This is a genomic window from Devosia sp. 63-57 (genome assembly GCF_001899045.1).
Taxonomy (GTDB): Bacteria; Pseudomonadota; Alphaproteobacteria; order Rhizobiales; family Devosiaceae; genus Devosia; species Devosia equisanguinis.
Genome location: NZ_MKUY01000003.1, coordinates 1 through 21,185, shown reverse-complemented (window position 1 = coordinate 21,185; position 21,185 = coordinate 1). Strand labels below are relative to the sequence as shown.

The 21,185-nt window shown below is 62.9% G+C and carries 18 protein-coding genes; 7 read left to right on the top strand and 11 right to left on the bottom strand.

All coding sequences use genetic code 11. The annotated features are described in order from the left end of the window. Positions 1–23: 23 nt before the first annotated feature. The 7 genes from BGO80_RS00125 (at position 24) to BGO80_RS00095 (ending at position 7,261) form a co-directional block, all read left to right on the top strand. A complete protein-coding gene (locus tag BGO80_RS00125) occupies positions 24–284 on the top strand; it encodes an acyl carrier protein (RefSeq protein WP_502686536.1) in 261 nt (86 codons plus the stop codon). Continuing rightward, positions 281–1,813 carry an AMP-binding protein gene (locus BGO80_RS00120; RefSeq protein ID WP_286717878.1) on the top strand — a complete coding sequence of 511 codons (1,533 nt, stop codon included), beginning with the start codon at positions 281–283 and terminating at the stop codon, positions 1,811–1,813. Before BGO80_RS00125 ends, BGO80_RS00120 begins: the two co-directional genes overlap by 4 nt. Further along, the gene (locus BGO80_RS00115) at positions 1,800–3,092 is read left to right on the top strand and encodes a type III PLP-dependent enzyme (RefSeq protein ID WP_286717877.1); all 1,293 of its coding nucleotides are present in this window, start codon (positions 1,800–1,802) and stop codon (positions 3,090–3,092) included. The genes BGO80_RS00120 and BGO80_RS00115 overlap by 14 nt, the downstream gene beginning before the upstream one ends. Positions 3,093–3,367: 275 nt before the next feature. Beyond that, positions 3,368–3,892, top strand: a complete 525-nt coding sequence (locus tag BGO80_RS00110; RefSeq protein ID WP_164550438.1) for a c-type cytochrome — start codon at positions 3,368–3,370, stop codon at positions 3,890–3,892. A 69-nt stretch (positions 3,893–3,961) separates the two neighbouring features. Further along, positions 3,962–5,725 carry a pyrroloquinoline quinone-dependent dehydrogenase gene (locus BGO80_RS00105; protein WP_286717872.1) on the top strand — a complete coding sequence of 588 codons (1,764 nt, stop codon included), beginning with the start codon at positions 3,962–3,964 and terminating at the stop codon, positions 5,723–5,725. An 85-nt stretch (positions 5,726–5,810) separates the two neighbouring features. Further along, positions 5,811–6,656: a substrate-binding periplasmic protein gene (locus tag BGO80_RS00100; protein ID WP_286717870.1), complete on the top strand. Its 846-nt coding sequence runs from the start codon at positions 5,811–5,813 to the stop codon at positions 6,654–6,656. After that, positions 6,653–7,261 (top strand): zinc metalloprotease, encoded by a 609-nt coding sequence (locus BGO80_RS00095; RefSeq protein WP_286717869.1) that lies wholly within the window; start codon positions 6,653–6,655, stop codon positions 7,259–7,261. Before BGO80_RS00100 ends, BGO80_RS00095 begins: the two co-directional genes overlap by 4 nt. A gap of 5 nt (positions 7,262–7,266) precedes the next feature. On the opposite strand, the gene BGO80_RS00090 is transcribed toward BGO80_RS00095, so the two are convergent. From BGO80_RS00090 to BGO80_RS00040, 11 genes are all read right to left on the bottom strand, one after another. Continuing rightward, positions 7,267–8,124: an amino acid ABC transporter substrate-binding protein gene (locus BGO80_RS00090; protein ID WP_286717868.1), complete on the bottom strand. Its 858-nt coding sequence runs from the start codon at positions 8,122–8,124 to the stop codon at positions 7,267–7,269. A gap of 3 nt (positions 8,125–8,127) precedes the next feature. After that, positions 8,128–8,922: an ABC transporter permease gene (locus BGO80_RS00085; protein WP_286717867.1), complete on the bottom strand. Its 795-nt coding sequence runs from the start codon at positions 8,920–8,922 to the stop codon at positions 8,128–8,130. 26 nt (positions 8,923–8,948) lie between these two features. Further along, positions 8,949–9,821 (bottom strand): ABC transporter ATP-binding protein, encoded by an 873-nt coding sequence (locus tag BGO80_RS00080; protein WP_286717865.1) that lies wholly within the window; start codon positions 9,819–9,821, stop codon positions 8,949–8,951. Continuing rightward, positions 9,818–10,831: an ABC transporter substrate-binding protein gene (locus BGO80_RS00075; protein ID WP_286717861.1), complete on the bottom strand. Its 1,014-nt coding sequence runs from the start codon at positions 10,829–10,831 to the stop codon at positions 9,818–9,820. Before BGO80_RS00075 ends, BGO80_RS00080 begins: the two co-directional genes overlap by 4 nt. A gap of 22 nt (positions 10,832–10,853) precedes the next feature. Continuing rightward, entirely contained in the window at positions 10,854–11,606 is a 753-nt protein-coding gene (locus BGO80_RS00070) for an ABC transporter permease (protein ID WP_286717857.1), read from the bottom strand. Beyond that, complete coding sequence (locus BGO80_RS00065; protein ID WP_286717854.1) at positions 11,603–12,577, bottom strand: ABC transporter ATP-binding protein; 975 nt, start codon at positions 12,575–12,577, stop codon at positions 11,603–11,605. The genes BGO80_RS00070 and BGO80_RS00065 overlap by 4 nt, the downstream gene beginning before the upstream one ends. Next, positions 12,574–13,449: a DUF58 domain-containing protein gene (locus BGO80_RS00060; RefSeq protein ID WP_126151480.1), complete on the bottom strand. Its 876-nt coding sequence runs from the start codon at positions 13,447–13,449 to the stop codon at positions 12,574–12,576. Before BGO80_RS00060 ends, BGO80_RS00065 begins: the two co-directional genes overlap by 4 nt. Then, the gene (locus BGO80_RS00055) at positions 13,446–14,462 is read right to left on the bottom strand and encodes an AAA family ATPase (RefSeq protein ID WP_286717852.1); all 1,017 of its coding nucleotides are present in this window, start codon (positions 14,460–14,462) and stop codon (positions 13,446–13,448) included. Before BGO80_RS00055 ends, BGO80_RS00060 begins: the two co-directional genes overlap by 4 nt. Before the next feature lie 16 nt (positions 14,463–14,478). Further along, a complete protein-coding gene (locus BGO80_RS00050; RefSeq protein WP_286717849.1) occupies positions 14,479–18,729 on the bottom strand; it encodes a VWA domain-containing protein in 4,251 nt (1,416 codons plus the stop codon). Continuing rightward, positions 18,730–20,154 carry a hypothetical protein gene (locus BGO80_RS00045; protein ID WP_126151483.1) on the bottom strand — a complete coding sequence of 475 codons (1,425 nt, stop codon included), beginning with the start codon at positions 20,152–20,154 and terminating at the stop codon, positions 18,730–18,732. An 84-nt stretch (positions 20,155–20,238) separates the two neighbouring features. Next, on the bottom strand, positions 20,239–20,682 hold the full coding sequence (locus BGO80_RS00040; RefSeq protein ID WP_223214251.1) for a pseudoazurin: 444 nt from the start codon (positions 20,680–20,682) through the stop codon (positions 20,239–20,241). Positions 20,683–21,185: the final 503 nt, after the last annotated feature.

The window sequence follows — 21,185 nt, the reverse complement described above, 5'->3', positions numbered from 1 at the left end:
GCCTACGGAGAATGAATGTGAGCATTGCTGTGAGCGTAACCAGGCAGGACGATGTCGAGGCCAGCGTCTATTCCTATCTTCAATCGCGCTTTCCCGCGCTCGAAGGCTGCAGCGAAGATACGCCCCTGATCGAGGGCGGTGCCTTGGATTCGCTGGGCTTTCTCGAATTGATGATGTTTCTGAGCGAGCATTTCGGCATCGAATTGTCGGATGCCGATTTCGATCCTTCCGTGCTGGGTACGCCAGGCCAGCTCATCGCTTTCGTTCGTCAGGCGCGCCGGTGACGCGAACGCCGTTTCTACTGCACCATCTGCTTGATGACGCCGCCCCCGAACGGCGGGCGCTGAGCTTTGGCGACAGCCATTTGAGCTATGGTGAGTTCGGGGAGGCGGTGCGCAAGTGTGCGGCGCAGCTGGTGTGGCATGGGCTGGCACGTGGCGATCGCGTTGCGATCTATCTGCCCCGTGGGCTCGAAGAATGCTGGGCCATTTTTGGTGCCAGCGCGGCGGGCGGAGTTTTCGTGCCGGTGAATGTGCTGCTCAAGGCACCACAGTTGCGCCACATCGTCAGCGACTGCGAAGCAAGGGTGTTGGTTTCAAGCCGTAGCCTTGCCGCGGTGGTGGAGCCGGCGCTCGAGGGCATTTCCGGCTGCACTGTGCTCTATGTCGAGGATATTGCTGAGGCGACGGCACCGGCCAGCGGTGTAACAGAGGCAGGGATCGGCGAGGATCTGGCGGCCATTCTCTACACGTCCGGCTCGACCGGCATGCCAAAGGGCGTGATGCTGTCCCATCGCAACCTGCTGGCCGGCACGCGCATCGTACGCTCCTATCTCGGGATCAGTGGCCAGGATCGCATTCTCTCCATCCTGCCGTTCAGTTTTGACTATGGGCTCAATCAGTTGCTGACCGTGGTAGAGCAGGGGGCGAGCCTCGTGATCTGCACATTCCGCTTCGGCGACGAGATCGTGCGGGCCTTGCGGGACAATGAAATCACCGGCCTGGCCGGGGTGCCCACCATCTGGGCCATTCTCACCCAGGGCGCACCGCTCTTGCGTAAAACTGCGCTGCCGCATTTGCGCTATATCACCAATTCGGGTGGGCGGGTGCCCGAGGCGACGGTCAAGGCACTGCGGGCACTTTTGGGCGAGACGCAGATTTTCCTCATGTACGGGCTGACCGAAGCGTTCCGCTCGACCTTTTTGCCACCTGAGGAAATCGAGCGCCGGCCGACATCTATCGGCAAGGCGATACCGGAATGCGAGGTGTTTGCCGTGACCGAGGATGGGCGCAGAGCAGCGCCGGGCGAGCCGGGCATATTGGTGCATCGCGGACCGACCGTGTCGCTGGGATACTGGCGGCGTCCGGAGGAAACGGCGCGGGTGCTGCGGCCACATCCGTTTCGCGATGCGTTGGAGGGCGGGGAAACTGTCTGCTATTCCGGCGATCTCGTGGTCGAAGACGCGGACGGGTTTTTCAATTTCGTCGGCCGCGGTGACGGAATGATCAAATCCTCCGGCTATCGCATCAGTCCCACCGAGGTCGAAGAGGCATTGATGGCCACCGGCCTGTTCCGCCAAGTCGCGGCAATCGGACTGCCCGACGCCCTGGCGGGGCAAAAGGTGCATGCCGTCGCCGTGCCGCTGTATGAGAGCATCGATGCAATGGCGGTGCTGCGTCAACTCGGCGAGACCATTGCCGGCTATATGGTGCCGCGCGCCCTGGAACTGGTCGATGCCTTGCCGACGACACCCAATGGCAAGGTGGACTATCCGACGCTGGTGCGCGATCGGAGCATCCATGTCCAGTCCTGAAGCCCCCAAGCCACCGCACGGCCCGGATTTGGCCAGGACGCAATTTGCCGTTTCTGGCCCGGATCTGGTCATCGGCGGGTTACGCGTTGCCGAGATTGTCGAGACCGTCGGCTCGCCGGTGTTCATCTATGACGCCGATGCCATGCGGCAGAGTTATCGCGCGCTTGCCGCAGCGCTCGATGGGTTTGCCGCGATCCACTACTCGGTAAAGGCCAATCCGGCGAAAGGAGTGATTTCACTGTTTCTCGCCGAAGGCGCGGGGGTGGAGATCGCGTCGCTGGGCGAATATCGGGCGGCCCGGCTGGCAGGCGCGCGCGCAGAGCAAATCCTCTTTGCCGGCCCGGGAAAACGTCGCGGCGAGCTCGAGGCGGTTATTGGCGAGGGCATAGGCGAAATTCACCTCGAGACCGTAGAGGAAATCGAGCGGGTGTCCGAGATCGCCACGCGGCTTGGACGATTGGTGCGGGTTTCGTTACGGATCAATCCCGTTGCGGCGGCACAGGCCGGGGCCATGCGCATGGGCGGCAAGCCCACGGCCTTCGGCTTTTGCGAGGAGGATATCGACGGCGTGCTCGACCTTGTGCGACATGCTCCAGGGATCGCGCTGGTCGGCATTCATGTCTATGGCGGCACGCAGATCCTGGAGGCAGCCGCACTGCTGAACCAGTGGCAGCATGGCATTCGCATCGCTGGTGACATCGCCGAAAAGTGGGGCGGGCCGCTGGAAACGATTGATTTGGGCGGGGGCCTGGGCATTCCTTACTACGCCGGGGAAGCGCCGCTGGACCTGAATGCGGTCGCTGCCGGACTGCCGCAGTTGTCCAGCCAGCTTCGATCGCATCCGCTGCTGCAGGCCGCCAATGTAATCGTCGAGCCGGGCCGGTTTCTGGCCGGGCCGGGTGGGGCCTATGTGGCCGAGATCAACGCGGTAAAGCATTCTCGCGGGACGCGCTTCGTCATCACTGATGGCGGCATGCATCACCATTTGGCTGCCTCCGGCAATCTCGGGCAGATCATCAAGCGGGATTTTCCGGTTGTTGCGGCCAGTCGCATGGACGAGGGTGCTCTTTACCCGGCCACGGTCGTTGGTCCGCTGTGCACGCCGCTCGATACGCTGGCGCGCGAAGCACTGCTTCCCGAACTCAAGGCAGGCGATCTGATTGCGGTACTGCAGTCGGGTGCCTATGGCGCGACGGCGAGCCCGTCTGGCTTTCTCAGCCACCCAGCGGCCGCGGAGGTTATTGTCGAGGCCGGGACCATGCGATCGGCACAGCTGTGACACTATCCGCGTAGGCGTGCGACTCGCCCAAACACGCGAGATGGCCATTTTCATGGCCGGGTCGACCCGATTTTGCCGTGCCAGCGGGGTCTGCGAGACGGCGAAATGCCCATAGCGGGCCCTAAACTGCTCGGTTAAATCAGCAAATTTATCGCCCTGCGCAAATTTGTCTTGCGACAACCGGCCGCACGGATTTAGGGTCAGGTGGAACAGGCAAACAGACCGTGGTGCTTGCCCAAGTGCTCACGGACGAAATTGCCGTCGGAGGTTTTATTTTGAGAAGATTATTTTTCCGCGCGGCAGCTGCGCTTGCTGTCGCCGCAGTCGTTATTCCTGTCTATGCCCAGCATGCCGGGGGCGATGCAAAGCCCCCCGTCATCGGTGACCTGCCAGAAGTCGCGCCAACCGAGCAAGTTTCCTCGGATAGCATCGACACGTCCGAGCGGACGATCTGGGACGGTGTGTTTACTGCCGAACAGGCTGCCGCTGGTGCGCCGCTCTATACCCAGTATTGCCAGGGTTGCCATGGCAAGACCGGTCGCGGCACTCCGGGCGGTCCGGGCGTGACAGGTGCCAACCTCAACAAGAAGTGGGAAGAGACCTCTCTTCTGGACTTCTACACCTTTGCCCGCACCAACATGCCGCCCGGCAATGCCGGCAAGATCGGCTCGGAACAGGACTACGTGAATATCGTGGCCTACATCATGGAATTGCATGGTGCCGAACCGGGCGACAAGCAGCTGGTCTGGAACGAGGAACAGTTGGGTAACATCTACATCGTGCGCAAGCCGAAAGACTGATTTTTACGTGCCTACCAACCAAAAATGACGTGCGGGTTATCCGCGCGCCTCTGCCACTGAGGGAAGAGAATGAAATCCAAAATCTCCGTGTTGCTGGCATCGGCTGCGATGCTCAGCGTGAGCTCTGTCGCCTATGCGCAGGTCGATATCAGTGCGTTGCCGATGGTGACGGACGAGATCCTGGCCAATCCGGATGCCGGCGATTGGCCGTCCTATGGCCGCGATGTGATGAACTATCGCTATAGCCCGCTCGACCAGATCAACAAGGACAATGTCGGCAACCTGACCATGGTCTGGGGCCGCGCCCTTGAGCCGGGCAATCTGCAGTCCGCTCCGCTCGAGTTCGGTGGCGTGATGTTCATCGCCGCTCCTGGCGACGTGGTGCAAGCGATCGATGCCGCCACCGGCCAGCTGGTGTGGGAATATCGTCGCACGCTGCCCGACCGCGAGACACTGAACTCGCTGGGTGAGAACAAGCGCGGCATCGCGCTCTATGAAGACAAGATCTACATGGTTTCCTGGGACAACTTTATCGTTGCCCTCGATGCCAAGACCGGCCAGGTGGCCTGGGAAAGCGATCGTGGCGGCGGCGCCGACATGATCTCCAACACCACCGGTCCGATCGTGGCCGATGGCGTTGTCGTTGCCGGCTCGACCTGCCAGTTCTCGGAATTCGGCTGCTATGTGACCGGTCACGACGCTGCTACCGGTGAAGAACTCTGGCGCAATACCTTCATTCCGAAGGCCGGCGAAGAGGGTGACGACACTTGGGGCGACTCCACCGAAGACCAGCGTTGGATGACCGGCGCCTGGGGCCAGATGACCTATGACCCGGTAACTGGCCTCGTCTTCTACGGCTCCACCGGTGCCGGCCCGGCTGCCGAATTCCAGCGCAATACCGTTGGCGGCACGCTCTATGGCTCGAATACCCGCTTTGCGGTGAAGCCGAAGACCGGCGAGATCGTGTGGCGCCACCAGGTTCTGCCGCGCGACAACTGGGACCAGGAATGTACCTATGAAATGATCCCGGTCGACATCAACTCCAACCCGTCTGCGGACATGGAAGGCCTGCTGGCCCTTGGCACCGCAACCCCGGGCGAGAAGCGCGTGCTGACTGGCGTGCCGTGCAAGACCGGCGTGATGTGGCAGTTCGACGCCCAGACCGGCGAGTTCATCTACGCTCGTGATACCGTCCAGGAAAACCTGATCGAGAAGGTCGACGAGACCGGCCTCGTGACCGTCAACGAAGCGGCCATCCCGACCGAAGTCGACACCCCCACCTTCATGTGCCCGACCTATCTCGGTGGCCGCGATTGGCCGCCGACTGCCTTCAATCCCGAAACCAAGGTGATGTTCGTCCCGCTCACGAACATGTGCGCCAACGCGACTGTTCTTGACCAGGAGCCAACGGGCCTCGACGTCTACAACACCGAGCTTGAGTACATCCTGCCTGAAGGTGTGACCCATGCTGGTCGCATCGATGCCATCAATGTGGAAACCGGCAAGACCGTGTGGAGCTGGACTGACCAGACCCCGCTTTATGCACCGATCGTTTCGACCGCCGGCGGCTTGATCTTTGTTGGTGGTACCGATCGCAAGTTCAAGGCAATCGACCAGGAGACGGGCGAAGTCGTTTGGTCCACCACCCTGCCGTCGCGCGCTACCGGTCACCCGATTTCCTATGAAGTCGATGGTCGCCAGTATATCGCGATCCCGGCTGGCGGCCCTGGCTATGCGTCGCTGTTCCTTGAAGCTTCGGGCACCACTGCCGACACCGTTTCGGGCAGCAACGCAGTCTATGTGTTCGCCCTGCCTGAGGCCGCTGCCAAGTAATCGGCTGAGGCTTGCATGATCGGGGCCCGGCAAAGCCAGTCTTTGCCGGGCCTCAGTTTTTTGTGGTTAGCTGTCGGAGCTTCAAGTGAACCGGGTTTTTGCAGTTCTTGGACTTATCCTGGCCGTGTCGTCCGTGCCCGCTCAGGCACAGCCGGTGCTCGATGTGGTGCCGCGCGACCTCTACACCGACACCTTGCGTCAGGATGGGAACAGCATCACTTTTTGCTACAATCCCGATGGCATGATGGCGGGTTTCGAGCAGGAACTGGCGCAGTCGATCGCATCGGTGCTGCTGGTGGAACCGAACCTGGTCGCCATGACCAATCCGCGCATTCCCACCAATCCGCTGGATTATCGACTGCCCTGGCTCGAAGATGCGCTGTTCATCCTGCTGGCCGAAAAATGCGACGTGATCATGGGTTACGTGCTGGCGACTTCGGTGCCCGACTGGATCCTGCTGACGCGCCCCTATCTTTCAACCGGCAACTTGCTGGTCACGAAACAGGAAGGGATCGCCACGATCGACGACCTGCCACTGGACCAGCGTATCGGCACCCGCAGTCTTTCGGTGTCGGACAACCGGCTGCAAAGCTTTCTCAACACAAGACCGAAGGACCAGCGATGGAAGCGCGCCACGCTCTATCATAACCAGCGCATCCTGGAGCAGCTGGAGAGTGGGGAGATCGGCGCGGCGGTGATCTGGGAGCCAGCCTTGTATTTCGCCACCGATGGCGATCCAGAGGCTGCTGGCTATCACATTCTGCCGCTGCCTTTCGTCGACCGGCGGACCGATATCGGGATGGCGACGCGATCCAACAACACCTATCTCAATTCCATTCTCGGCGACGCCATTGGTGAATTGATCAATGACGGCACACTGGCCGACCTGGTCGACCAGTTTCATCTCGGGCCGACGAGCGTGCCGCAATGAGTTTCGAACTGCCGCTGCAAATCATCATCATCCGCATCATCGGCATTTTGCTGGTGGGCATGGTGCACGGCTTGACGCTGGTCGGCATGGTCACGGCATTGGGTGACAGGGGGCCGCGCCACGATGGGCGCCTGACGGCCAACCCGCTGGCGCATGCCGCGCCGCTTGGCGTGGTAGCCGCCGTGTTCAGCATGGCTGGCTGGATCCGCCAACTCGACCTTGAGCCCGGCGAGTTGCGCCACGGCAGAGCGGGACTCGTTGCGGCGGTGCTGACAAGCCTTGCAGTGCCTGTGGTGGTGTTCCTAGTGCTGTTGCAACTGCGCGGCATTGTCGTCACGACGCTGCCGCCGTCCTATTCCAACAGCATCAACCTGGCGCTGCGCACCTTTGCGCAGATGAGCCTGGTCTTCGCCGTGGTCAATCTTATCCCGCTGCCGCCCTTTGCCGGGGGCTATCTGCTGCAGGCTGCCGCGCCCAGGCTTTATAAAGCGGTGCAGCCGCGCGCCACTATCATCGCCATCGTGCTCGTGGGGCTGGCCATTATCGATCGCGGTGCGGCATTCCGAATGGTGGAGCCCACGCTGCGCGGCTTCACCGGGGGGTAGGGCACCTATTCGAGATCGGGAACCGCACCGCCACCCATCACCCCGCCGATATCGGCAATGTCGTATTTTTGCTTGAGCGCGTCGAGACTTCCGTCGGCCTCCAATTGACCGAGGGCGGACACCAGCTTGCGCTTGAGCGTCAGGTCCCCTTTCCAAAGACCAATGCCGATCGGGTAGCGCTCCTCGACGCCGGGCGCCCAGGCGACCGACCAGTCATTAGCGCCGGCGATCTGGCGCGCCACCAATGCTTCGCTGATCCCGACATCGAAGCTGCCATCGGCCAGGCCCTTTTCCAGAGCTTCGGCGGAATTGACGATGCGCGGACGCAGGCCCATGGCGCGCAACTGCCGGCTGAGGGCAACGCGGTCGAGGCCGCTCAAACCGGCGTAAAAGCCAATGGACTTGTCTTCGAGATTGGCCAGCGGTTCCTTTGACACGACAGCCCAGCCGGTCGAGAGGTAAGGCGCGGTGGCGTCGAGATAAGAAAGCACCGGCGTGGTCAGGGCTATGCCGCCCGCAAGCACCTGGCACTGTGCACGGGTGACGCGCCAGCTGCGTGGATTGAAATCCTTGGCCATTGCCGCATTGGGCAGCACGGTGAGGCGCAGGCCCAGCTGTTCGGCGATGAGCCCCATGAGCTCGACGTCGAAGCCCGGTTCAGCCGGATCGGCAGTGACCAAGGGCGGATAAAGCGTCGGCATGCAGGCTGTGATGCGTCCGGCTTTTTCGACAGCCTCAAAGGAATTATCCGGCGGCAGCAGATAAACCGCGCCGAACAGCGTGCCGATGATGGCCAGAGTGCCGAGGTCGCCCAACCAGCGGGGACGTGATGGCGGTGGCTTTCTACCCTGAGGAGAGGCCATGGATCAGGCTTTCCGGAAATCGAGCAGGGCCCAGATGAAGAACCCAACGGCCATGGCGGCAAGCAGAATCGGGCCGATGGCGGGGTCGAACTGGTGGAACTGGATGAAGGTGCCGCGCATGGCGTCGACCGCATAGGTGACGGGGTTCCATTCCACCAGCGTGACCAGCCATTCCGGGTAGACCACCAGCGTTTGTGCCCGTGTCAGCGCCGGATCGAGGGGAAAAACCGAGCTGGAGAGAAAATAGAGCGGCAGGATGATGGCGTTGGAGAAGACGCCGAAACCTTCGAAGCTGCGAATGCGGGAGGCGAGCACGACGCCAAACGAGGTCAGGCCGAAGGCGAGAAGGAACATCAGGCCCAGCCCGATCAGCAGGCGATCCCAAGTGATCACCACATCGGCGAAGGCCGCAAGGACGAGCACCAGGGAGCCGTGGAACACGGCGATGGTAGTGCCACCGAGGATCTTGCCGAGGAGCGCGGCCCAGCGGGGTAGTGGGGACACCAGGACCTCGCGCAGGAAGCCGAATTCGCGGTCCCAGATCACCGACACTGCCGACTGGACGGACGTGTACATGATATTGAGGACGACAATGGCCGGGAAAATGAACTGAATATAGGTATAGGGCACCGCAAAACGCACTTCGCCGAAGACCTCGCCCCGAAAATAGGGATTGAGGCCGATGCCCATGATCAGCACCCACATCAGTGGCCGGCTGATGCCGCCGATCAGCTGGCCGCGGTCGCGCAGGGCGCGCTTCACTTCGCGCAGCCAGATCGCGTAAATTCCCCCAAGCAAGCCCAAAGGGTATCCTCCCAAGTCGTCTAGCGTCCGGTCCCGAGGTCCCGGCCATAAAAATCGGAACCGGGATCGTTCAGCACCAAGGTGCGGATGCGATCCCAGAGATAGGCACGCAGTTCGATGAAGCGTTTTTCGGCACGCACGTCATAGGTCCAGCGCGGCCGCTCAAGGTCGACGTCGATCACTTCGAGAATGCGACCGGGGCGTGGACCCATCAGCACCACCTGATCGGCCAGAAGGATGGCCTCATCGACGCTGTGGGTGACGAAGAGCGCCACCGACTGGCGCGCCGACCACAGCCGCATCAGTTCCATCTGCATGAGTTCGCGCGTCTGCGCGTCGATGCTGGCAAAGGGCTCGTCCATGAGCAGGATGTCGGGTTCGACAGCCAAAGCCCGGGCCAGGGCCACGCGCTGCCGCATGCCGCCCGAGAGCTCGCTGGGATAGGCATCGGCGAAGCGGCTGAGGCCAACGAGCTCGATATAGCGATCGGCACGAGCGCGCCGCTCGGCACGGTCGGGGATGGCGTCGACGAGGGCGAATTCCACATTGCCGCGAATGGTCGACCAAGGGATGAGCCGGAAGGACTGAAAAACGAAGCCCATATTGGGGCCGGGGCGCGGCGGCGCGCCCGAGATCAATACCCTGCCGCTATCGGGCGCAAGCAAGCCATTGACGATCCGCAATACCGTCGTCTTGCCGCAGCCCGAGGGGCCGAGCAGCGAAACGAAGGCCCGGTCCGGCACGGCCAGGTTGACGTCCTTGAGGGCCACGGTGCCGGCGTTTTTCTCGCCGGCACCGAAGGTCTTGTTGACGCCCTCCAGCACGATGCGTGCAGGCGCCGTCGCCGGAGCGCTGGTCATGGCATGGCTGGTGGGGGCGACGGGATAGTTCATCGTGTCGCCGGATCCATGGCGTCGTCAGTGCCGAGTTCAGCCAGCACTTCGTCCACCGGCGAGAAATCGACCCATTCATTGAGCTCGACAGGACGCGCCGAGGCGAAATCTTCGCCCTTATAGAGTGCAGTCACGGTAGCATCGAGGTCGACCTTGGACAGGCCGCCATTGACGCTCCAGCTCTTGGCAAAGCTCTGGCCAAGCTGTTCGAGGGTCGCCTTGTCGGCCGAGGGCAGGGCCTGTTCCATCGCTGCAACCCAAACTGCGGGATCGGCGGCATAGTCGCGCGAGGCCTTGATCAGGGCGGTGATGACCTTCTTGACGTCGTCACGGCGCTCATGGAGCACTTTCTGGGTGACGATGTTGACCTTGCTGACCTGGGGTGCGGCTGCATAGTAGGCGTCCTGGTCAATCAGGACATGCAGCCCGGTCTTGTCGGGAATGGAGCTCCAGACACCGATGGAAATGGTGGTGGCATCAACCTGCCCGGCGACGAGAGCCTGGGCGCGGACGTTGGGCTGGCCCAGCGCCACGAACTCCACCGCGTCGGTATCGACGCCATTGGCGGCCATGACGCGGGTGCTCAGCGACTGATCGAGGCTGCCGGGACGGCCGATGCCGAAGCTCTTGCCGGCGAGATCGGCGGGCGTTGCGATGGCGTCCTTGGAGGCGATCAGGAAGGGCAGGGACTTGTTCGGCGAGACTACGGCGCGCAGGTCATTGGCGCCGCCGGCGACCAGCAGGAGCAGGGCATCGACGCCAATATTGGCCATTTCGCCTTCGCCGGCCTGCAGAGCCGCGAGGGCCGATGGGGTCTGCTGCACACGCACCAGCTCTACCTCGACGCCTTCGCGTTCGAAATAGCCCTGCTGCAGGGCCAGATCCATGACCGAGTTGGGCACCAAAGGCGTTTCGAGATCGGTTACGATCAGCCGAAATGGATCGGCCTGGGCGGGAAGAACGGTGAGCAGCAGCGCGGCTGCGAGGGTCGTAAGCAGTTTGGCCTTCATGAGGCACCTCCTAGAAAAAACGTTACAGAACTGCATCGCTTCGGCGCCAGCGGCCGAGGCGAAGTTCCAGAAATCTCAGGGCTTCGGTAATGATGACGCCGATCAGCGCCAGCGTCAGTACGATGACGAAATACTCGGCCATGCGGAAGGTATTGCCATAGATGGCGAGCAGACCGCCGAGGCCTTTGACGGCCGTGTAGAGTTCGGCGACGACCGTGTTGATCAAGCCGATGGTTGCGCCAACCCGCAGGCCCACGAGAATGAAGGGGACGGCGCCGGGGAGGACGATGCTGGCGAAAATGCGCCGGCGTGGGGCGCCCACCGAGCGGGCCATCTCGATCAGCTCCTGGTCGGAATTGAGCGCACCGGCATAGGTGTTGATGAGAATGGGCATTACTGCGCCCAGAAAGATGATGAGGATTTTTGCCTGGGGCCCGAGGCCGAGGAAGACGATGATGAGTGGAATGAAGGCGACACGCGGCGTGGCCGAGAGCGCGTAGACGAAGACTTCCAGCGTCTTGCCCAAAGGGCGTAGCGTGCCCATGAGAATGCCGATGGGAATGCCTACGAGGATGGCGGCGCCATAGCCACCGAGATAGATGCTGATGCTATCCACCAGAGCGCTGCCCAGCCGGCCTTCGGCAATCAATTGCCGCGCTGCCAGGGCCGTGGCCCAAGGCGATGGGACGAGATTGCGCTCGACCTGCGTGGAGGCGAGCCACCAGAGCGCGATCAGTCCGGCCAGGAAGATGAGCCGATAGAGGGCAATCCTCATGAGCGCCGACCCTTCCGCCCGGCGCGCTTTTCGCCGTCGCTGGCGCCGCGGTCGCGCAGTTCTCGCCCCGTGAGGGTCAAGAACACGCTTTCGAGACTGGGCATGTCGAATGACACCTGGCGGATGCGGGTGCCATATTCGGCCAGAAACTGGTCGGCGAAGCCGGGCGTGCCCGCGTCGATGACGATGCTGCCATCCTTGCCGGTCTGTAGGGCATTGTAACGGGTGCGCAATTCATCGCCGATTGCCGCATTACGGGGGACAACGCGAGCCGTCTCCTTGCCGTATTGCTGCTTGAGATCGAGCGGCGAGCCCTCGGCGATGATCTTGCCGTGGTCGATGATCGAGACCTTGTCGCAGGCCTCGACCTCCTCGATGTAGTGGGTGGTTACCACGATGGTGAGATCGCGCTGGGTGCGCAGTTTGTCGAGATAGGACCAGATGCCGGCGCGCGATTGCGCGTCGAGCCCGACAGTGGGTTCGTCCAGGAACAGGATTTTCGGTTTATGCAGCAGTGCCCGGGCGATTTCGAGCCGGCGCTTCATTCCGGAAGAGAAGGTGCGGGTAGCCGCGTGTCGCCAGTCTTCGAGTTCTACCAGGGAGAGCAGCTCGTCGATCCCTGCCTTACGGTCCGCCGCCTTCATGGCGTAGACGCGGCCATGGAAATCGAGGTTTTCGTAAGCGGTGAGCCGATCGTCCAGGCTGGGTTCCTGAAACACCACGCCGATATTCTTGCGAGCCTGCAGGGGGTGGCGTCGCAGATCGGTGCCGGCGATGAACGCCGTGCCGGAGTCGGCGGCCAGAATGGTGCAGAGAATGTGGATCAGCGTGGTTTTGCCGGCGCCGTTGGGGCCGAGCAGGGCGAACATGGTGTTGCTGGGCACGGTGAGATCGACCGCGTCGAGCGCAGTCATGCGACCATAGTGCTTGGTGAGTCCGTTGACGGCTATGGCGGGGTTGGTTTGGGTCATAGCAGCACTCCCGCAGCGCGCAGATCGCGCAGAAAGAAACGGGTGATATCGGCGGACGAGGAGAGTGAAAAGAACCGCCCGCCGCGGCTGACAAGGCGTTGGCGCAGATTGGCCTTGAAGGTTTCGAGGGTCGCGCGATAGTCCGCGATCACGGCTTCATCGATCACGGTTTCCACCTCATCGCCGGTCTCCTCGTCTACCAGCAGCACGCTGCCATTGCCCAGCGCGGTGGGATCGATCTCCTCCGGCGCCGCGACCTGAATGCCCACGACCTCGTGGCCCTGGCCGTCCAGCATATCTAGCGCCCGTTGCATGCGCTCGTCCCACCAGTCGCTGACCACGACGACATAAGCCGCCTGTCCCATATCGCGCAGTGCTGTCTCGATGTCCTGTCCGAAATCGCTGCGTCCACCGGGCGTGAGCTTTGCAAACCAGTCAAAGAGGATTTGCGCACGTGCGCCGCCCTGCAGCGGCTGCGACCAGCGGAACCCGCCATCGCCGGATACACCCACACGGACGCGGTCACCCGCCGCCAACCCGACAAAGGCGGCGAGCTGCGCGATCTCAGCGGCGATGGCGAATTTCTGTGGACTGCCCGCCAGCATGGACCTTGTGCCGTCGAGCAGGATGAAAACCGGCAATTGCCGATCGACGAAATATTGGCGGATATAGGATTCGCCCAGCCGCGCCATGACGCGGGGATCGAGATGGCGCACGTCGTCGCCGGGGCGATAGGGGCGATGCTCGGCAAATTCGAGGCCCACGCCCTTGGTGGCGGAGCGGCGTTCGCCGATACCGACCGATGGGGCCGCGCGGGTCATGACGAAGCGGGCCGTGGACAGCTGTTCGAGCAAGGCGGGCGAGGGGCTCACAACACCCCCTTGATGCTGGTATCGAGCAGTCTACCGAGCAGCGTTTCGAGCGACACGCCATCGGCGCGACCTTCGAAATTGAGATGAACGCGGTGGCGCGTGGTGGCGAGCAGCATGGCCCTGATGTCGTCGAAGCTGACATTGAAGCGACCATTGAGCAGGGCGTGGCCCTTGGCGGCCAGCACCAGCGCCTGCGCGCCGCGCGGGCTCAGACCAAAACGCAGATAACGCTTCACATCGGCGCTGGCATCGGCACCGACCGGATGGGTTGAGATGGCAAAATTGGCGATGGCCCGGCGCACATGGTCTGCCATGGGCACGCTGCGCACCAAGGCCTGAATGGCCAAAATATCAGCCGGCGTCAGGAATTGCTGAACGGTGGTGGAGACGCTGCCCGTCGTGCTGTCGAGAATGGCGGCGAGCGTTTCGGCCGTCGGCAGGGGCACGTCGAGCTGGAGCAGAAAGCGGTCGATCTGGGCTTCGGGCAGAATGTAGGTGCCGTCCATTTCGAGCGGGTTTTGCGTGGCCAGGACGAAGAAGGGCTCTGGTAGCGTCATGGTCTGGCCAGCCGCACTGACCGTGCGCTCCTGCATGGCTTCGAGCAGGGCAGATTGGGTGCGCGGGGTAGCGCGATTGATTTCGTCAGCCAGCAGCAACTGGGTGAAGATGGCGCCACGCTGGAATTCCAGGGTGTTGCGGCCACTGGTGTCGGGGACCAGTACCATGGAGCCGGTGATATCGGCGGGCATCAGGTCGGGGGTGAACTGCACGCGGGCAAAGGAGAGCCCGGTCGCCGTGGCGAGGGTGCGCACCAGTAGGGTCTTGCCGACGCCCGGTGGGCCTTCGAGCAGGACGTGGCCGCCGGCGATCAGCCCTATAAGAAGGTCTTCGACGATGCGCTCCTGGCCCAGAACCGTCCGGCCGATTTCGGCCTGGGCGGCGCGCAGCGCGGTGAGCAGGCGGTTCATTTCGGCATCGGCCATCTGCTCGGCGGTGGCGGCATTTGCGGACATGGTGCTGTTCCCTGAACTAGACATGCGCGGCTTCCTCGACATTGGAGCGAGATTGCTCCGAAGCCGCCGGCGGCGAGATTGATGTTGATTTTTGACGCGGGGCAAAAAGGCGGGTGTAGCGGACACAGAGTGCCGCCATGAAGAGCAGGATGGCCAGGCCCAGCCAGAGCGGGCTGGCAGGCCGCATGACCCAGCGATCCGGAACGTCGCGGCGCGTTGGCGTGGCCAGGTCGGTTCGTCCACCGGACAGTTGCGCCAGATGCTGGATGGCGCGGTCTGGTGGCAACATGCCCAGGGCGGCGGGATAGTTCATCGTAAGGCCAGATGTCGCCATGACGTCGCCCGCCTTGGCCTCGAAGCGATAGGTGCCGGCTGTTTGTGGATAGAAGACGGCGCGGTATTTTTCCGCGCCGATGGCGTCAAGCGGCAGGTTGGCGAGCAAGGTATCGCCCTCGAACACGGCAAGGCTCGGTGCGCCTAATTCCGCATCGCGCAGCGTCAGATCGACGACGATGCCGTCGCCACGGCGAACGAGATCGAGCACGAGATCGCCGCGCTCAACGCCGGGCAGGAACTGCCGCACGACCTGGGCCCAGAATGGGGCATAGCTTTCGAGCGATTGCCAGCGCGAAGACCAAGGGCCAACGGCCTCGGTGGTCAGCGCCAACACCTGGCCGGCGCCAAAGCGCCAGGAGGCCAGCAAGGGCATGGGCTCACCCTTGTTGTCGGGCACGACCATGGACAATTGTGCTTCGGGCTTGGCCGTCGTCAGCACAAAGCCATCGATGGTGGGCATGGTCGGCGGCAGGCCGCGCAGGAACGGTTCGCTGCGGCTGGCCCAGAGTGGTTGCGTGATACCGGTCTCGATGGGCGAACCGGAGAGCAGCATGGCCTCTTGCGAGAGAATGGAGGGCAGGGCGGCGAAATCATTGGTGGCATGGAAGGTGCCGCCACCCATCCGGGCGATCTGTTCGATCAGCCCGCGTTCGGCGCCTTCGCCGATCGAGACCGTCGACACGGTGATGCCTGAGCCGCGGATTTGGTTGAGCAGGCCGGCGAAATCAGCCGGTTGGCTCAAGCCGTCGGTCATGACGATGATGTGGCGGGCGGGTGTATCGACATTGCTTAGCATGTCATAGGCGGCTTCGAGCCCGGGATAGACCGAGGTGCCGCCACCTGGGTCCACGCCACTCAGGGCGGTGGAGACGACGTTGGGGTCAGAAATGCGCGATAGCGGCAGGACGGTGATGGGTTCGGAATCGAAGACGATAATGCCCACTTGGCTGTTGCGGTTGAGCAGCCGAACCGCGGCAAGCGTCGCCTGCTTGGCCACGTCGAGACGCGTGCCATTGCCCACCGGCTGCTGCATGCTGCCGGAGCGGTCGAGGACGAAGACCAGTGTCGCCTCTGGCGCATCGCGCGGCACGCGGCTTGAGAGAGGCGATGCATCGTCGAGAGGCGTTTGCAGATAGCCGCCAGGGCCAAAACTGTTGGGGCCGCCCAGCATCAACAGGCCCATGCCCTGCTCGGCGACAGCTTGGGTCAGTTGCTCCTGCTGCAAGGTGGTCAAGGCAATGGCGGGGAGATCGATCAGCACGGCGCCGTCATATCGCGCCCAGTCCTCTTGCTTATAGGGTACGCGCTTGGGTTCGATGGCCGTGCCGGTAATGCCTTGGCCACCGAGCCAGGCAATGAACTGGGACGCGCGGGCTGGGTCCGTGGCGATAACTGCCACGTCGCCGGCATCACCGACATCGATGAGGCGGGTTAGGCTGTTATTCGCAGGAGTGTCGTCGGCTGCACTCGTCACGCTCAGCGTGTAGGTGGCCGGGCCGGCGGCGAGGTCGGTCAAGATGGTCTCGACGCGGTTGTCACCGGCCTGCAACGCCACCTGTTGATCGACGAGCACCGCGCCGTCGCGCTCGAAGCGCAGATGCGCTGGCGCAGCGTCGCGAGCGTGGACAATGCCGACGAGTTGCACCGTATCCCCCACGAAAACCGGCTCAGGGGCTTCGAGGGCCGATACGAGTACAGCGTCTTCGACGAAGGGCGGGGCGATGACTTCGAGGACGATGTCGCGATCCCGTAAGGTATCGCTGACAGCCTGGAACGCGTCATCGTCTGTAGCTGTTTGGCCGGTGACCACGATATGGCCCGGCTCGCCCCATGGAACGCTTGCAGCGGCCAAGGCAATAGCATTGGCCAAGGGGCCGATGCGCTCTGGCATTTCTGTGGTATCCATGGCGATCACCGGCCCGGCGGCGATGAGCCGATCCACCATATCAGCGTCGGGCGCGCCGCCGGCCGAGGCCAATTGCACCAGGTATTCGCCGGCCTGGCGCCAGGGCAGGGGGGCGTTGACCAACGCAGCCATGGCCAGCGCCAAAGTTGCGACATGGAGGCCAAGGGCTATGCGTCGGCGCTGGCTCAAGGGATTGCTCGACCGCAGGCCCTCGCGCTGCAGGAACCGTTCGGCGCCGCGCCCTGACACGATGGCCTCGGCAATCAGGGCGGCTATGGCGAGGCCAATAAAGAAGGGCCAGAGCGGCAGCGGGAAGCTGGCGGGTTCATCGAATGTAGCGACGCTGTCCACGCCAGGAGGCACAATGTCGGGGTTGACGGCGATCAGCTTGGCGAGGCCGTTGCGTTCGACCTGGTACAGACCGGCGACCGTCGGAACCCAGCCGGCCGGAAGCATTTTGGCGGAGGCCTGGGCATCGCCACCCAAAAGCGTCAGAGTGCCGCCCTCGAGCCGTCGGTCGAGCGCACAGCGGGCACCCGCAACGCAGCTCGGCTGCAAGACGGGTTGGGGCGCGATGCCAAGCCAATCGACCAGATTGGCGGTGAAAATCGGCAAAGACGGCTGTTGCGGCCAGTTGGATTGGCGCGGATCAAAGGCCAAGGCGATGCTGCGCCCGAACGGGGTTCGATCCGTGGTGATGAGCGGCGCATCGCCAGTCCGCAAAAGAATTTCCGCCGTCTCAGTGACTGGCAGGACGACGCTGCCACCGGTGTCGATGCCGGTCCACGTCACGCCGCGCATCAGCGGATGGGCGTCGATGGCGCTGGTCGGCGGCAGGGAAGAACCCGTCGCCAGCGTTTCACCTTCGATGCCGGCATTGCCGATCCAGAGCGTATTGGTCTCCGGCTGACGATCGACAAAGCTGCCATCGACGACCACAAGCCCATAGGCGCTGACATCGTTCGGCAGGCGAGGGGCCTGAAAGATCTGCGTACCCTCGATGGCGCGGAAAGCCGAGAGCAGGGGCTGGTTGCCGGCGCCGATATAGAGCACGTCGAGTGGTTTGGGCTGTGCCCCGATGACGAAGCGCGCGGCATTGTCATAGGCGTTGCCGTCGTCAGCCAGGGTGGCACTGACGATCCCCGCGCCCGGCAATTCCAGCGTCACCGAAAAGGTGCGGTAGCGGACGGCGTCGTCTGGCTCATTGGGCGTGGCGATGGTCCGCCGCGTCCATTCCAACGGTTGCTCGTCGCCGCGTGTCGCAAAGCCGACGATCATTTCGGCCGCGGCCTGGCCCGGATCGAGCCGCACGGTACCAGACAGGGTCCAGCGATTGGCGACCTTGGTGGAGGCTTCCAGCGTGGCTGAAATAGCAGCATTGGGAAATTGCGAGGCGACGATGACCGGCTCGACTGAGATCTCGGCCCGGCCGAAATCCGGCGTCACCGCGTGATCGGAGTAGATGACGATCCGGGTCTTTTCGTTTGGACGGATGATTGGGGCCAAGGCGGCCTTCAGGCGCGACCAATCGGCATGACCATGCTCGGCGGCGAGGCTGCCCACGGCATCCGCCATTGCCGACCCAGTCAGGGCCTGGTCGATAGCCACGGGTGTGACATCGGCGCCAACCGCGACAAGCGATTGCCGGCCTGCGCCAGCTGCCCCGGTGATGTGATCGCGCAAATCGGCCTTGACCTCATCGAGCAGGCTGCCCGCGCCTGCCTGTGCCTGCATGGCGCCGGAACGGTCGACGACGAAAATCCAGTGATCGACCGGTGGGCCGCGGTTCCAGAGGGGCTGCGACAGCGCCATCACCATCGCCAGCAGTGCAAGTAGTTGCAGCGCCAGGGACCAACTGGGGTTCGGCCATTGCCAAGTGCGGTTGCGTCGCACCTGGCCGGCCTGCAATTGCCGCCAGATCACCAGGCTCGGCACATTCAGCGTGCGCCGCCGCCTGATATGGAATGCCAGGATCACCAGTGCCAGCAAACCGGACAACAAAGCGAGGGGGGCGAGGAACTGCATCTACTGCTCCCCGCTCTTCACTGGACGGTTGAAATAGCGCGATACCACCACGCTAGCTTCGGGCGTGATCGCCTGGCGGGTGACGATCTGCGCCATCTGCCGGCTCCAATCGGCGCCCTGCAAACCGTCGAACGTCGCCGTTTGGCTGGGGTCGGCGCTCGTGGGCATATGCATGCGAATACGACTGCCTTCGCCCACCTGGTCGGCGGCGATCGACATCGACTGCGTCGGATCGGCCATGGTTTCGAGAAACTGGCTATTATCGGCGAGGGCCTGCGAGCCGCCGCCGGCGATATTGCTTTCCCCCTTGCCCGATTGTGCGGCAGCGCCGACGGGCAGGGAGCCTGCACTGGCAAAGGCCTCGTCTTCCATGGGCCGTGCCAAAGTGTCGCCGCCGCCCAGGCTTTCGCTTTGCAACTGGCCCTCGCGGTCAGCGACTGCGTTTTCATTCGGAGCACTATTGCCTGCCGGTTGGGGCGCTGCGCTGGCAGAAAGGCGATCCTCGGGCAAGGTGTACATGTCGGAGGACGTCACCTTAGGGCCATCGCCGCGCATTTCCGCCAATCTGGCGCGCTCCTCGGCCGCCTTCTGGCGCGCTGTGCTGAAGGCGAGCGCATTCTGGACCACGCCTGCCGGCTGTTCGCCCGGCCCGTTCATCCACTCCGGCATTTTTCCCTGATAGCCCGCGGCAGCGTGATCGAGGAGCGCCTGCAATTCGGTTTCGAGTTCAGCCTGGGTCGCGCCGTTCCGCGCCTTTTCCGCCAGCGATTTGACGGAGTTGGCCAAGGCGGCCAGGTAGTCGCTGTTGCGCCGTTCAGCGTCTTCGGCGACCAGCTCGGCCAAGACGTCGAGCGCGTCGGCCGTGATCTCAGCGCCTGTATCGGGAGCGTCGATCGCTTGCGGCGTTTCGAGCGATACCTGGACGTTACCGGCGATGAGACCGAAGGCGAGGACGGTACCGCAGATCGCCAGCAGCAGGGCTGCCAGGCTGAGGCCCAGCGGCCGCGTCACCAGTGGCACGGCGCGTTTGACATCGATGTTCTGCGCTACACGACCGGCATTGACCAGCAACGAGCGCACAATAGGACTGTCAACGGCAGACCCAGCGGCAGCAGTGGCCGAAGACAATTGTTCAGCGAGGCCAAGCCGATGGTCTATGCGCCGCGCGACGATGTCGGGGCGTGTGGTCCGGGCAAGCGCAACCATGCCGATGGCCAAAAGGCTCAACGACAGGCCGCCGGCAATCAGCCAGCCAGCCTGGGGCCAATTCGGCCCCATGACGAAAATTGCTCCTCCCAGAGCTGCCACGCCAATCGCCAAAGCGGTGATCGACACTGGCAGCAGACGCGCCACGCTGGCGCGATGCCCGACCGCAGTCAGAACCCTGGAGATCTGACCTGCGTCAGATGCGCTTTGCCCAGACATCCCCCATGCTCCGCTCGCGAAGCCTGCTCCATGTGATCGTCTCGATGCGACCTTGCAAAAGAACAGGCTCCGCTGGCGATGGTCTTACTGGCCAACCATGGCTGCGAGTTCAGCAAAGGCGTCCTTGACCTTGGCAGGACCGCGCGCATTGACGATGGCATCGAGATTGGCGGGATCTTCGCCCACGACGATCAGCCCGACCATGGCCATGGCGAAGTGCGGGGCGCATTTGTAGCCATAGGCACCCGGCACGTCGAAGGTGACGCTGAATTCCTCGTTGATCTTGCCCTTGAACTGGTTGCCGCCCTCGGGGAACATGTCCTTGATGGTCTCGGCGTTGTGGCCCTTGTCTGTGGGGATGAACTTGACCGTGTCACCCACAGCGATCTGCAGGAAGTGCGGCTCGAACACCATGGTTTTCCCATCGGCGCCCTTGTTGAGCATGTGAACTTCATATTCGGCGGCGGAAATAGACAGTGTGGACGCCAAAACCAGCGACGCGGCAATCAGAATCTTATGGAATTTCAATTATTTGCTCCAAGACTGTTGGACAGGCGTGCTTGGGGCAGCCGCCTGGCGGGGTTAAACTTCCGGTGCTTGCAAGGAGCCGTAACCAGCTCCAAACACTCGTTATTTGAGAAATCCTCCAACTGTTATGTTAGGCCGGGGCGGGAAGGCTATCAATATGGGTCGGGTGAAAATTGTTCAAAAAAGCGACGCTCAAAGTCGGGCGCGCTCATTGCGCTAGAACCCGACGATTTCGGGCACATCAGTGGGGCGGACTTGCGTGCGAAGCGACCGGAGCCAGCGATGTGGCGACTGCGCATACCTTGATGGGGCAAACCAGGAGTGGCCGTGAGGGTTTCGGGGACGACAATTGTCCAACACAGAGAGGCGCGTGGCAAAATGGGAGGCAACAATGGCGCGGCGGCTGTGTGTGGGGGGTAGCGCTCAAGCGTAATTCGCAAAGTAGGAACTTTCGCAAAATGGTGCGTGAGTGAGTGCGCTGGCTGGGGCGGTTTTGTTGAACA